This is a genomic window from Nonomuraea sp. B208 (genome assembly GCF_057536035.1).
Window position 1 is genome coordinate 444,007 of sequence record NZ_BAAJOU010000030.1, and the last position, 12,002, is coordinate 456,008.

The window sequence follows — 12,002 nt, forward strand, 5'->3', positions numbered from 1 at the left end:
AATCGCCGACAACGCGCGGCTGGTGTCACCGGAAGTCGAGAAAACCGGTGAACATGCCCATGCCGCAGGCGTAGCGGAGCCTGCCGGTCGGCTGCGGCGGCAGGCGGACGGTGGCGGGGAGCGCGACGTCGCGCCCGGCGATGACGACGGTGCCGGTGCAGCCCGGCTCGGCCACCCTGAAGTCGACCTCGACCGGCACTCCCGCCGGGAGCGTCACCGTGAACGGCCGGTAGCCGGTGCGCGTGGCCCACACGGTCACGGTGGCGGAACCCACGGTGGAGCTCGCCGCCGGCGCGGCGCTGGGCAGCCAGCCCGCCAGGTTGAGCCCCGTGCCCGCCGTCCACAGCCCGGCGGCGATCGCGACCACCCCGGCGACCCTGGACAGCCGGGTGCGGGAGACGCGCCGCAGGACGTAGCCGAGCAGCGCGAACGCGGGCGCGCTGCCGAGCACGAACCCCGCCATCGCCGCCGCGCCGGCCGGCGGCGAGCCGCTGGAGACGGCGATCATCTCCACGCCGAGCGTCATCCCGCACGGCACGAGGATCGTGGCCGCGCCGAGCAGCGGCGCCTTGAACCGGGGGACCTCGCCCGCTTCCTGGGCGGCGCAGTGCCCGCGCCGCAACATCCGGACCGCGAATCCGACCACCACGGCGCCCGCCGCGACGAGCAGCGCCGCGCGGGCCGGCGGCGGCAGGCTGACGACCGAGCCGAGCAGCCCGAGCAGCGCCCCTGCCACGGTGTACGAGGCCAGCCGCCCGGCCAGGAACCACCCGACCGCGGCCCGGTCACCGCCCCGGCCGACCAGGCCCACGAGCAGGCCGCCCTGAGTGGCGGCGCACGTCGCGGTGCCCGCCACCAGACCCGCGGCCACCCCGCCGGCGAGCAGGGCGGCGGCCTGGGCGCTCATACCCGTACGGTAGACCGGCCCGGCGGACGCGGCCAGTGACAGATGTCGTACGGTTCGTGACGTTTAAGGGTTGCGTGCCTCGATGAGGAACCGGGCGGAATGGGCGACGAACGGACCTTCGGCCTCGATGCGGTCGTGCAGGGCGCGCAGCTCGTCCGCGTACCGCTCGGGCGAGAAGCCCGGCACGATCCAGATCACCTTGCGCAGGAAGTAGACCACCGCGCCGATGTCGCGGAACTCCATGCGCAGGCGTTCACTCCGCAGGTCGACGACCTCCAGGCCGGCGGCCTCGGCCTCCTCCCTGGCCCGCGCCGGCTCGCGCGTCCAGCTGTCGTACGGGCCGAGGAACCACTCGGTCAGCTCCCCGACGGTGCGCGGCCCGACCTGCTGCGAGAAGAAGGACCCGCCGGGGCGCAGCACCCGGGCGATCTCCGCCCACTGCGTGTGCACCGGGTGCCGGCTGGTCACCAGGTCGAAGAGGCCGTCGGCGAACGGCAGGCGCGGGCCGTCGTCGGCGGCGGCCACCACCCTGACCCCGCGCGGCCGCAGCCGGGAGTCGGCCAGCTTCAGGTTGGGCGGCCAGGACTCGGTGGCCACGGCCACCGGCGGGAGCGTGGGCACCCCGGCCAGCACCTCGCCGCCGCCGGTCTGCAGGTCGAGCGCGGCCCGCGCGGCCGCCATCCGCCCGGCGAGCAGCCGGGAGTAGCCCCAGGAAGGTCGTTCCTCGGTGGCCCGGCCGTCGAGCCAGGAGAAGTCCCAGCCGTCCACGGAGACCGTGCTCGCCTCGTGGACGAGATCGTCATAGGAGCGCCGCATCCTCCGACCATGGCCTGCGGCGGCCCCGTGGATCAACCGATTTCACAGCCAGCCGGGCCGCACCAGGCCCGACTCGTAGGCGATGACGACGAGCTGCGCCCGGTCGCGGGCGTGCAGCTTCATCATCGTCCGGCTCACGTGGGTCTTCGCCGTGGCCGGCGACATGAAGAGCTTGGCGGCGATCTCGTCGTTCGTCATGCCGGTGCCGACCAGGGCCAGCACCTCCCGCTCGCGCTCGGTGAGCTGGTCGAGACCGCCGGCGGCGACCGGCTCCTTGGCGCGGCTGGCGTACTCGGCGATCAGGCGGCGGGTCACGCTGGGCGACAGCAGCGCCTCACCGGCCGCGACCACGCGGACGGCCTGGATGAGCTCGGCGGGCTCGGTGTCCTTGACCAGGAAGCCGCTGGCGCCGCTGCGCAGGGCCTCGAAGACGTACTCGTCCAGCTCGAACGTGGTCAGGATGATGATCCGCGGCCCCTCGGGCATCTGCCGGGTGGCGGTCAGGCCGTCGGTGCCGGGCATCCGGATGTCCATGAGGACCACGTCGGGGCCGTGCCGCTCCGACAGCCGCACCGCCTCGGCCCCGTCGCCGGCCTCGGCCACCACGGTCATGTCCGGCTGGGCGTCGAGCAGCGCCTTGAAGCCCGCGCGGACCAGCGCCTGGTCGTCGGCCAGCAGCACCTTGATCATGGGGTCGTCTCCTCGGGTAGGGGCAGCCGGGCCTCCACCTGGAAGCCCGTTCCTGTCGGGGCGGCGACGAGCGAGCCGCCGAGCGCGGCGGCCCGCTCGCGCATGCCGGGGATGCCGTTGCCGCTGCCCTCGCCGGACAGGACGGCCGGCGCGGTCGCGCCGGTGTCGGTCACCCGGACGACCAGCTCGCGCTCGCCGTACTCCAGGCGCACGGTGACCGCCGAGCCGGGGGCGTGGCGGGCGGCGTTCGTCAGCGACTCCTGCACGATCCGGTACGCGGCCCGTTCCACCGTCGGCGGCAGCGGGCGCGAGCCGGCCCGCTCCAGCTCCACCTCCAGCCCGGAGCGTCCGATCAGCTCCTCCAGCCGGTCGAGCCCGGCCGTGGGGGAGCGCGGCGCGCCCTCGCGCAGCACGTCCAGCACCCCGCGCATCTCGCCCAGCACCTCCTTGGAGGCGGTCTTGATGGTGGCGAGGGCCGTCCTGGCCTGCTCCGGATGGTCGTCGATGAGGTGCAGCGCGGTCGCGGCCTGCACGTGGATGAGCGAGATGTTGTGCGCCAGCACGTCGTGCAGCTCCTGCGCCATGACCAGCCGCTCCTCGCTGGCCTGGCGCCGGCTCTCCTCCTCGGCCGCGCGCTGCTGCTGGGCGCGGCGCTCGCGGGCGATCCTGACCAGCTCGGCCGCGACCATCGTGAGCAGGATGAACGACGAGACCGCGAGGTCGTGGAAGAGCCCCCGCTGCGGCTGGCTCGTCGTCCACGCGTAGGCGATGAAGGCCGCGAGCGACCCCCCGGCGAGGATCCACGCGGCCGGCCGGCGCCCCCGCCCGACGAGCTGGAACAGCATGACGATCGGCGAGATGAACACCCCGCCGTAGGGGTAGCCGCCCCCGATGTAGAGAAAAGTGGCCGCGAACGTGACCACGGCCGTGGGCACCGGGTATCTGCGGTGCAACGCGATCATCAGCGGTCCGACCAGCAGCAGCGCGTACGCCCACGGGTCGAGCGGCGCCCTGAACGCGCGCTGCCCGTAGGACGCCCCCTGCGACAGCACGACCTGGAAGACGGCCGTGATGAGGGCGAGGTAAGGGGCGAAACCGGACTTCGAACGCACGCCCCAACGCTAGACGACCGCTCTGACCTGCGCATCACCCCGCAGTCGCAGGGGGCCCTACCGCGACGGGCGTAGCTGGTGTTACGTGGGGAACATGCGTCCAGTGCTCCTTCCTGCAGCAGCAGTCCTCATCGCGTTCGTCCCGGCCGCCCCCGCCGTGGCCGCGCCCGCCGAGCCCCAGCAGAAGGTTCCGGCCGCCACGGGGTACGGCGGCGCCGTCGCCACCGTCGACCTCGACGCGACCAAGGCCGCCATCTCCGTGCTGCGGAGAGGCGGCAACGCCGTGGACGCGGCCGTGGCGGCCGGGGCGGTCCTGGGCGTCACGGAGCCGTACTCGGCCGGGCCGACCGGCGGCGGCTTCCTGGTCTACTACGACGCCGCCCGCCGCAAGGTCCACACCATCGACGGCCGGGAGACGGCGCCGAAGGCGATGACCGCGAGCTCGTTCGAGGGCATCCCGTTCGAGGAGGGCGTCACCAGCGGCCTGTCGGCGGGCGTGCCCGGCACCGTCGCCACCTGGGACCTCGCCCTGCGCCGCTTCGGCACGCTCTCGCTCCGGCAGGCGCTCCAGCCCGCGATCGAGGTGGCCTCCAAGGGCTTCGTCGTGGACCAGACCTTCTACGACCAGACCGCCGCCAACGCCGCCCGCTTCAAGGACTTCACCTCCACCGCCAAGCTCTACCTGCCGAACGGCGCGCCGCCGCCCGTCGGCTCGGTCTTCCGCAACCCCGAGCTCGCCGAGACCTACCGTGAGCTGGGCAGGCGCGGCCCCGGCTGGCTGTACGGCGGCCGGTTCGGCGCGGAGATCGTGGCCACCGTCAAGCGCCCGCCGGTCACCCCGGGCAGCACCCGCAACGTCCGGCCGGGACTGATGGAGCTGTCGGACCTGACCGCCTACCGGGCCCTGCTCCGCGAGCCCACCAAGGTCTCGTACAAGGGCCTCGACGTGTACGGGATGGCGCCGCCGTCCTCCGGCGGCTCCACCGTCGGCGAGGCGCTCAACATCCTGCAGGCCCTGCCGCACGTGGGCGTGCACGAGTACCTGGAGGCGTCGAAACTGGCGTTCGCCGACCGCAACGCCTACGTCGGCGACATTCCGGGCGTGCCGCTGAAGGAGCTGCTGTCCGACGGCTTCGCCAAGGAGCGCGCCTGCCTGATCGGCGACCAGGCCCTCACCCCGCCTGTCGCGCCCGGGAACCCGGACGGCTCGTACGGCCCCTGCGCCCAGCCCACCGGCACCGCGAGCCCGACCGCGAAGGAGGGCCCCGAGACCACGCACCTGGTGGTGGCCGACCGATGGGGCAACGTCGTCGCCTACAACCTCACCATCGAGTCCACCGGCGGCAACGGCATCGTCGTGCCGGGCCGCGGCGTGCTGCTCAACAACGAGCTGACCGACTTCACCTTCGGCCCCGCCCCCGGCGACCCTAACCTGCCCGGCCCCGGCAAGCGGCCCCGCTCGTCGATGGCGCCCACGGTGGTGCTCAAGGGCGGCAAGCCGGTGCTGGCGCTCGGTTCGCCCGGCGGTTCGACGATCATCACGACCGTGCTGCAGATCCTGCTCAACCGGTACGACTTCGACATGAACCTGGAGCAGGCGCTCGCCGCGCCCCGCGCCACCCAGCGCAACACCGCGCAGACGCAGGCCGAGCAGGGGTTCATCGGCAGCTACGGTGATGAGCTGGCGGCCCGCGGACACCAGCTCGTGCTCAATCCGGAGATCGGCGCGGCCACGGGGCTGGAGTTCCTCGGGCGGGACAAGGTCCAGGCCGTGGCCGAGCCGAGCCGGCGCGGCGGCGGCAGCGCGATGGTGGTCCGGCCTAGTAGATGAGCTCGTAGTCCTCGGGCTTCACCCTCCTCGTACGCGCCCAGTACTCGAAGGTGAAGCCCGGCCAGATCGTCCGGTTGACGCCGTGCTCGTCCAGATACCAGGAGCGGCAGCCGCCGGCGTTCCACACCAGCGGGTCGAGGCGGGCGCGCAGGCGGCGGTTGAAGGCCGTCTGCGCCTCCTGGCGTACGTCGAGGGCCCTCGCCCGGGTCCTCGACAGCAGGCGCAGGCACTCGACGACGTACCTCGCCTGTGACTCGATCATGAAGACGACCGAGTTGTGCCCGAGGCCGGTGTTGGGGCCGAGCAGGAAGAACAGGTTGGGGAAGCCGGAGGCGGCGATGCCGTGGTACGCCTCGACGCCGTCCTTCCACGCGTCCTGGATGCCGAGGCCGCCGCGGCCGAGGATGTTCTGCTCGGTGAGGGCGTCCACGACCTTGAACCCGGTGCCGTGCACGATGACGTCGGCCGGGTGCTCACGGCCGGTGGCGTCCACCAGGGAACGCTCGCGGATCTCGGTGACCGGGTCGGTGACCAGGGAGACGTTGTCCCTGGTCAGGGCCGGATAGTAGTCGCTGGAGATCAGGATGCGCTTGCAGCCGATCGTGTAGTCGGGGGTGAGGGCGCGGCGCAGCTCCGGGTCGGGGACCTGGTTCTCGAGGTGGCGCAGGGCCCTCCGCTCGTGGGCCTTCATGAGGCGCGGGTGGACGGCGAAGCCGAGCGCCCTGGTCTCCAGCGCCCAGTAGATGCCGTAGCGCAGCGCCCTGGCCGCGCCGGGCAGGCGGAGCAGCCGCCGGGCGCGGGGGGAGAAGGCGAAGTCGGGCTTGGGCTGCAGCCACGGGGGAGTGCGCTGGAAGACCGTCAGGTGGGCGGCGCGCGGCGCGATCTGGGGGACGAACTGGACGGCGGAGGCGCCGGTGCCGATGACGGCGACGCGCTTGCCGGTCAGGTCGGCGGAGTGGTCCCAGGTGGCGGAGTGGAAGGCGGGGCCGGTGAACGCCTCCCGCCCCGGTATATCCGCATATTTCGGGATGTGGAGGGCGCCGATCGCGGACACCACCGCGTTGGCCCGCATCGTCTCCCCGTCCCCGGTGGTCACCGTCCAGGAGCGGCGCTCGTCGTCGTACTCCAGGGCCGTGACGGTCTTGCCGTGGCGGATGTGGGGGGTGACGCCGTACTTGTCGGCGCACGCGCGCAGATAGCGCTGGATCTCCTCCTGCGGGGCGAACATCCGGGACCAGCCGGGATTGAGCTCGAAGGAGAAGGAGTACATGTGGGACGGGACGTCGCAGGCGCAGCCGGGATAGGTGTTGTCGCGCCAGGTCCCGCCCGGTTCGCCGGCCTTCTCCAGGATGACGAAGTCGTGGTAGCCCGCTTCCTTCAGTTTCACGGCCATGCAGATTCCGGCGAAGCCGGAGCCCACGATGACGATCCCTGGCTGCTCACCCACGCGAACCTCCTATTGGACGCTTCGTCCAATGTAGGTCATCGAGGGGCCTTCAGGGAACGGCGAAAACCCGCCACGGCGTCGCGGCGGGTCGGCCTTGCCGGACATTGCCTACCGGAGGAACAGGAAGGCGGCGACGCCGATGATCACGATCGCCGCGACCACCGCGATGATGGGCAGCAGGGGCGACTTCTTGGGCGTGGCCTCGGACTCCTGCTCACGCGCGTTCGCGAAGGCGCGGAAAGCCTGGGTGTTGCCCGCGGGGTCGATATGCTGGTCAGACATGGGCGCAAGCCTAGCGGCAACGGCTGTGCCGTTTGCGGCTTTTTGCGCGATTCATCGGGGTGGGTCCATGACGGGACCGCCCCCTCCGGCGGATAGCTTGTAAGCATGCTCAGGACCCTTCTCTCGCCCCGCCTCGTCGGGTTGCACCTGCTCACGATCGGGGTCCTGATCGCGTTCGTCTTCCTCGGGCGCTGGCAGCTCGGGGTCTTCGAGGAGTCGGGCCGGCCGCGCGCCGCCGCCGACCCCGCGCCGGTGCCCGCCGCCACGCTCGCCCCGCTGGCCGCCCAGCTCACCGGCGACGTCGTCGGGCGCAGGGTGACGGCCGAGGGCTCCTACGACCCCGCCCGCCAGCTCCTCGTGGCCGACCGCCGCCCCGACGTGGACGCGCCGGGCGGCAAGGCCTCGCAGGACGACGGCTACTGGGTGCTCACGCCGCTCCGGCTCGACGACGGCACGCTGATGCCGGTCGTACGGGGCTGGGTGGCGAGGAGCGACGACCCGGCGGCGGCCGACGTGCCGGAGGGCCGGGTCACGGTGACCGGCCGGCTGAGCCCGCAGCAGGGCACCGACAGCGTGCAGCGGCGCGCCACGATCCTGCCCGCCGGGCAGGTGCAGACGGTCTCCACGGGCGAGCTGGTCAACCTGTGGGCCGGTCAGAAGGTGCGGCCCGGCTTCGTGGTCGCGCAGCCGCCGTCCGGCTCGCTGACGCAGGTGGCGATCTCGCCGCCGGCGACCGAGGGCGCGCTGACCTGGCGTAATCTGGCTTACGCCGCTAACTGGTGGATCTTTGCAGGGTTCGCCGTTTTCATGTGGTTCCACTTCGTACGGGATGCCGTACGAAGTGATCGAGATCGTGGCAAATCCCCTGAGATGGCTCTGGAAGGTTAAAACGTGGAATCGGCTCTGAAGCCCTTCCGGGTGCTCGCCTACGTCGTCGGCTGCATGCTGCTCATCCTGTGCGCCGCCATGGTGCTGCGCTACGGCTTCGGCAACCCCACCCTGTCGAAGATCACCGCACCGATCCACGGCGGGCTCTACATGCTCTACCTGGTCGCGGTCATGAACCTCGGCATGAAGGCGCGCTGGTCGTGGCCCTACATGCTGGGCGTCATGCTCGGCGGCACCGTGCCCTTCCTGTCGTTCTTCATCGAACGCAAGGTGACCGAGCGCGTCCAGTCGGCCGCGCCGGCCGCGGCGGAGGCCTGAGTCCCCTGCGGGACCGGCCCCCGCCGCCCGGAGCTCAGCGGCCGATCCCGCGCCGGCGCGCCCTCTTCAGCCGCTCGCGCTGCGAGGGGTCGAGCATCAGGTAGCCGACCACCGGAGCGCCGATCGCGCCCAGCACCACCAGCAGGGTGACCCAACCCGGCAGGAAGATCAGCGAAATCAGGACGGCGATGCCCGCGCCGATGGCGTACTTCTGGATTGGCGACATCCTCTTCCTCCGAACGCGGAGCGCACGCCCCGCCTCTTCTCATATTCTGCGTCGCCGATCCAACGAGCGGGACACCCTGGGGGTTCCCCTTCGCGATGTATCGCGAAAGGGTCAGTCTCTGTCGTACGCCGCGGCCGACCAGGCCCCGGGACGCTCGCCGAGCTCGGCGGCCAGCCGGTCGGCCGCCTTCGGGCCGGACAGCTCGTGCTTCCCCTCGCACGCGTCCTTCGACGGGCACGCGCCGCGTCCGCGCACCACGGGGGCGTCAGGGGGGAAGACCCACACCGTGACCTCGTGGTCGCGGCCGAGCCAGCCCGGCTCGTACGCCTTGTCCGCGAGCATGCTGAGCCCGCCCTCGGGGCCGCAGGTGCCGGCGGCGCTGCTCGTTCCCTCCTGGGTGAAGAAGATCGAGCCGGGCTCCTGGCAGAAGATGACGAGCTTGACGTTCTCGCTCGTGGGACGGAAGCGGAGACGCGCCTTCGTCGCCGAGCGCGGCCCGGCCGTCGCCGCCAGGAGGTTCAGCCCCTTGTAGGCGCGGGGCGGCTCCTCGAAGGCGGGCGGTGGCGAGGGCGGGGACGCGGGGCCGGTGACGACGGTCAGGTTCGACACCGCCATGACGACGGCCGTGACGACCGCCGCGGTGGCGAGGGCGGCGCCCGCCGTCCAGCCCCACCCCCAGCGCGGGCGGGCCCGGCGTGCCGCGCCGTGGCGGGTGGCCAGCCGCGCCCGCGCCCTGGCCACGGTCTCAGCCGAAGGCGGCGGCTCGTCCGGGATCGCCTGGGCGAGCAGGGTGATCTCATCCATCGTGGCTCCCCTCCAGCGGGTTGACGTCGCCCAGCGCCGAGCGCAGGTGCTTGCGCGCCCGGCTGAGCCGGGACGCGACGGTGCCGTACGGGATCTCCAGGGCGGTCGCGACCTCCTGGTGGGTGAAGCCGCCCAGCGCCACCAGCAGCACCACGTCCCGGTCGCCCCTGTTCAGCCTGGCAAGCGCCCCCGCGAGCCTGCCGGTGAGCGCGCCGGCCGTGACCCGCGCGAGCGTGGTGTCCTCGTGGCTGTGCGCCTCGCGTTCCACCGTCCGGCTGAGCGCCCTCCATCGGCGGACCTCGCTGCGGTGGTGCCGTGCGATGAGCTTGGTGGCGATGCCGTACAGCCAGGGTTTGACGTCGCCGCGCGACGGCTCGTATCCGCCTTCCGCGGCGACGAGGAAGACCTCGCCCGCCAGGTCGTCGGCGTCGTCCCTGGAGAGCCGCCGGGCGATGTAGCGGTGGATCTCCGGGAAGTACGCGTCGAAGATCTGGTCCAGGTCCAGCGCTGGATGGGTGGGGACGTTCATGCGGGCGGCCTCGCCGGCGTTCGTGCTGGGGTCACGCGTGGTTCTCCGTTCGGTTCCGCGAAGACGGTCACCACTGATTGCCCGAACCCCCGGATCGCTTTCACCGGCCGATCGCGCTCAGCCCGGCGGCGACCTCCTCCAACGATGGCCGTGCCGCGGGATCGGGCGACAGCAGCCGGAACAGCAGCGGGCCCAGCACGCCGGCCCGGGTCATGGGCGCGCCGGGCGCGGGCGGCCGGCCCTCCAGCGCGGCGTACAGCGTGGCCCCCAGCGACCACAGGTCGGCCGCCGGGCTGGGCCCGCCCTCCGGGGCCGCGTACGCGGGAGGCGTCCCCGACCGCACGGACGGCAGCAGCGTCGCCCGGCCGCGGTCGTCCACTAGAACGTTCCCGGGGTGCACCCCGCCGTGCGGCCCCTGCCCCTGGCGCAGCCGCTCGGCCGCCGCCAGGCCGATCGCCGCCACCTCGGCGCGCGGCAGCGGCCCGAGCGCCTCGATGAGCCGGTCCAGCGGCCGGTCCACGGCCAGCCGCTCCAGCGTCTCGCGGATCACCTCCACCGGCGGCGGGCCCGACGGGTTCAGCATCGCCCTGACCAGCGACCTGAGCGGCTCGGGACCGGCCGCCGGTGACGCGCCGGGCGGCCGGCCCTCGACCGCGAAGTGCAGCGTCGCCCCCAGTGACCACAGGTCGGCCGACGGCCAGGTGCTCCGGGTCGGCAGCCCGAACCCGGTCAGCATCGCGCGGCCGCCCGCCGTCAGCAGCACGTGGCCCGGCTCGACGTTGCCGTGCACGTACGACGCCGCGTGCGCGGCCGTCAGCGCCGCCAGCACGCCCACCCCCGCCCTGGCCGCCTGCACCACGGGAAGCGGCCCGCGCGAATTCACCGCGGACTCCAGCGTCGTCCCCGCCACGGGCTCCATGACCAGCCACGGCGCGTCGTCCTGCGTCACCACGTCGAGCACCCGCACGATCGACGGATGCCGCAGCGCCGCCGCCGCGCGCGCCCGGTGCAGCGCCGCCGCGCGCAGCTCGGCCGGCAGGCGCAGCTCCCTGACCGTCACCTCACGGCGGCCGGACTCGTCGAAGGCCGGGCGCTCAGGGCCCGCCGCCGAAGGGTCGAGCAGGCGGTAACGACCGGCCGGCTTGCCGGGCCCTCCCATGTCCAGGTGCACGACGACCTCCACGTCCGCCCGGAACCATCCAGCCCCGCACCCTTCCGCTCGCGGCCGTCACGTCGCCCGGCCGGCCAGCCAGGACTCGTGCGCGCTGTACAGCCTGCGCCACAGCCGGTCCTTCTCCTCCGCGCTCACGTCGTCGAGCGGCAGGACGAAGACGTCGGCGAGGGCCGCGAAGTAGTCGCGCGCGGTGTCGAGGGTGAGCTCCTGACCGCCCGCGCCGCCGATCCTGGACGAGCCGATCCTGGACAGCGTGAGCCCGCGCAACTGGTCCACGCCCGACCCGTCGCGCCGCGACACCGAGCAGATCCGGACGAACCCGGACTCCGGCGACGTCGTCAGATGGTGGTGCTGTTTCTCGAACGCGGACATCTCCGCCGGAGCCGGACCGAAGTCCATCCCCAGGAACGAGCCACTCGGGTCGTGGTCGAGCCGCCAGCCGCCGGGCGCGATCTCCGACGCGCGCAGCCCGTACGTGAAAGGCCCCTGCCGGTAGGCGCCCGCCACCAGCGGCAGCGGCTCGTGCAGGGCGTCGCCGAGCCCCACGTCCACCAGCCACTCGCCGCCCGGGTTCTCCGGCGAGGGCAGGCCGCGGGCCGTGAGCACCAGATGGTTGGCATCGACGTTCGGCTCGCCTTTGTGCGGCTGCACGCCGCCGACGTGCCGGGTCACGTCGTAACCGAGCGCCGCCAGGAGGGAGTGGAACGCGCCGTTCAGATGGAAGCAGTAGCCGCCCCGGCCGCGCACGATGCGCGCGACGGACTCGGCGGGGTCCACGGACGTGGGACGGTCGAGCCAGATCTCCAGAGCCTCGTAGGCGACCTTCTCGACGTGCGCGGCGTGCAGGGCGCGCAGGTTGTCGGCGGTGGCGGGCGCGCCGAGCAGGTGGGGCAGGCCGATGCGGCGGAGGTAAGCGGCGATGGTCACCTGCCAAGTCTGCACTGTATGTGCACGCTTAAGGAGGTGTGGTCTGCACAG

Annotated in this window: 14 protein-coding genes; 3 read left to right on the forward strand and 11 right to left on the reverse strand. The window is 72.9% G+C overall.

Annotation, left to right across the window (positions count from 1 at the left end):
* Positions 1-25: 25 nt before the first annotated feature.
* From AC27IY_RS43640 to AC27IY_RS43655, 4 genes are all read right to left on the reverse strand, one after another.
* Positions 26-907 carry an urease accessory protein UreH domain-containing protein gene (locus tag AC27IY_RS43640; RefSeq protein ID WP_487181599.1) on the reverse strand — a complete coding sequence of 294 codons (882 nt, stop codon included), beginning with the start codon at positions 905-907 and terminating at the stop codon, positions 26-28.
* Positions 908-970: 63 nt separating this feature from the next.
* Entirely contained in the window at positions 971-1,723 is a 753-nt protein-coding gene (locus AC27IY_RS43645; RefSeq protein ID WP_423474311.1) for a class I SAM-dependent methyltransferase, read from the reverse strand.
* A 42-nt stretch (positions 1,724-1,765) separates the two neighbouring features.
* Positions 1,766-2,413: a response regulator transcription factor gene (locus AC27IY_RS43650; protein WP_329584486.1), complete on the reverse strand. Its 648-nt coding sequence runs from the start codon at positions 2,411-2,413 to the stop codon at positions 1,766-1,768.
* A complete protein-coding gene (locus tag AC27IY_RS43655; RefSeq protein WP_423474312.1) occupies positions 2,410-3,525 on the reverse strand; it encodes a sensor histidine kinase in 1,116 nt (371 codons plus the stop codon). Before AC27IY_RS43655 ends, AC27IY_RS43650 begins: the two co-directional genes overlap by 4 nt.
* Before the next feature lie 94 nt (positions 3,526-3,619).
* On the opposite strand from AC27IY_RS43655, the gene AC27IY_RS43660 reads away from it, so the two are divergent.
* The gene (locus AC27IY_RS43660; RefSeq protein ID WP_487181600.1) at positions 3,620-5,356 is read left to right on the forward strand and encodes a gamma-glutamyltransferase family protein; all 1,737 of its coding nucleotides are present in this window, start codon (positions 3,620-3,622) and stop codon (positions 5,354-5,356) included.
* Here the strand turns inward: AC27IY_RS43660 and AC27IY_RS43665 are convergent.
* Both AC27IY_RS43665 and AC27IY_RS43670 read right to left on the reverse strand, forming a co-directional pair.
* Complete coding sequence (locus AC27IY_RS43665; protein ID WP_487181601.1) at positions 5,346-6,803, reverse strand: flavin-containing monooxygenase; 1,458 nt, start codon at positions 6,801-6,803, stop codon at positions 5,346-5,348. The two genes, AC27IY_RS43660 and AC27IY_RS43665, sit on opposite strands and share 11 nt — an antisense overlap.
* Positions 6,804-6,911: 108 nt before the next feature.
* Positions 6,912-7,085 carry a hypothetical protein gene (locus tag AC27IY_RS43670; protein ID WP_344209974.1) on the reverse strand — a complete coding sequence of 58 codons (174 nt, stop codon included), beginning with the start codon at positions 7,083-7,085 and terminating at the stop codon, positions 6,912-6,914.
* A 105-nt stretch (positions 7,086-7,190) separates the two neighbouring features.
* Here AC27IY_RS43670 and AC27IY_RS43675 point away from each other — a divergent pair, with 105 nt between their 5' ends.
* A complete protein-coding gene (locus tag AC27IY_RS43675; protein WP_487181602.1) occupies positions 7,191-7,973 on the forward strand; it encodes an SURF1 family protein in 783 nt (260 codons plus the stop codon).
* A 3-nt stretch (positions 7,974-7,976) separates the two neighbouring features.
* Positions 7,977-8,291, forward strand: a complete 315-nt coding sequence (locus tag AC27IY_RS43680; RefSeq protein WP_091079700.1) for a DUF3817 domain-containing protein — start codon at positions 7,977-7,979, stop codon at positions 8,289-8,291.
* 34 nt (positions 8,292-8,325) lie between these two features.
* Here AC27IY_RS43680 and AC27IY_RS43685 read toward each other — a convergent pair whose 3' ends face one another.
* The 5 genes from AC27IY_RS43685 to AC27IY_RS43705 form a co-directional block, all read right to left on the reverse strand.
* Positions 8,326-8,517 carry a hypothetical protein gene (locus AC27IY_RS43685; RefSeq protein ID WP_364449537.1) on the reverse strand — a complete coding sequence of 64 codons (192 nt, stop codon included), beginning with the start codon at positions 8,515-8,517 and terminating at the stop codon, positions 8,326-8,328.
* Positions 8,518-8,628: 111 nt separating this feature from the next.
* Entirely contained in the window at positions 8,629-9,321 is a 693-nt protein-coding gene (locus AC27IY_RS43690) for a hypothetical protein (RefSeq protein ID WP_487181603.1), read from the reverse strand.
* Complete coding sequence (locus AC27IY_RS43695; RefSeq protein WP_487181604.1) at positions 9,314-9,850, reverse strand: RNA polymerase sigma factor; 537 nt, start codon at positions 9,848-9,850, stop codon at positions 9,314-9,316. Before AC27IY_RS43695 ends, AC27IY_RS43690 begins: the two co-directional genes overlap by 8 nt.
* Before the next feature lie 100 nt (positions 9,851-9,950).
* Positions 9,951-11,033, reverse strand: coding sequence for a protein kinase domain-containing protein (locus AC27IY_RS43700; RefSeq protein ID WP_487181605.1), 1,083 nt, complete (start codon positions 11,031-11,033; stop codon positions 9,951-9,953).
* 45 nt (positions 11,034-11,078) lie between these two features.
* A complete protein-coding gene (locus AC27IY_RS43705) occupies positions 11,079-11,951 on the reverse strand; it encodes an arylamine N-acetyltransferase family protein (RefSeq protein WP_487181606.1) in 873 nt (290 codons plus the stop codon).
* Positions 11,952-12,002: the final 51 nt, after the last annotated feature.

Coding starts and splice junctions, on each gene's coding strand:
- AC27IY_RS43670 (WP_344209974.1), bottom strand. CDS start 7,085: ATGTCTGACCAGCATATCGACCCCGCGGGCAACACCCAGGCTTTCCGC.
- AC27IY_RS43660 (WP_487181600.1), top strand. CDS start 3,620: ATGCGTCCAGTGCTCCTTCCTGCAGCAGCAGTCCTCATCGCGTTCGTC.
- AC27IY_RS43650 (WP_329584486.1), bottom strand. CDS start 2,413: ATGATCAAGGTGCTGCTGGCCGACGACCAGGCGCTGGTCCGCGCGGGC.
- AC27IY_RS43685 (WP_364449537.1), bottom strand. CDS start 8,517: ATGTCGCCAATCCAGAAGTACGCCATCGGCGCGGGCATCGCCGTCCTG.
- AC27IY_RS43675 (WP_487181602.1), top strand. CDS start 7,191: ATGCTCAGGACCCTTCTCTCGCCCCGCCTCGTCGGGTTGCACCTGCTC.
- AC27IY_RS43640 (WP_487181599.1), bottom strand. CDS start 907: ATGAGCGCCCAGGCCGCCGCCCTGCTCGCCGGCGGGGTGGCCGCGGGT.
- AC27IY_RS43690 (WP_487181603.1), bottom strand. CDS start 9,321: ATGGATGAGATCACCCTGCTCGCCCAGGCGATCCCGGACGAGCCGCCG.
- AC27IY_RS43645 (WP_423474311.1), bottom strand. CDS start 1,723: ATGCGGCGCTCCTATGACGATCTCGTCCACGAGGCGAGCACGGTCTCC.
- AC27IY_RS43695 (WP_487181604.1), bottom strand. CDS start 9,850: ATGAACGTCCCCACCCATCCAGCGCTGGACCTGGACCAGATCTTCGAC.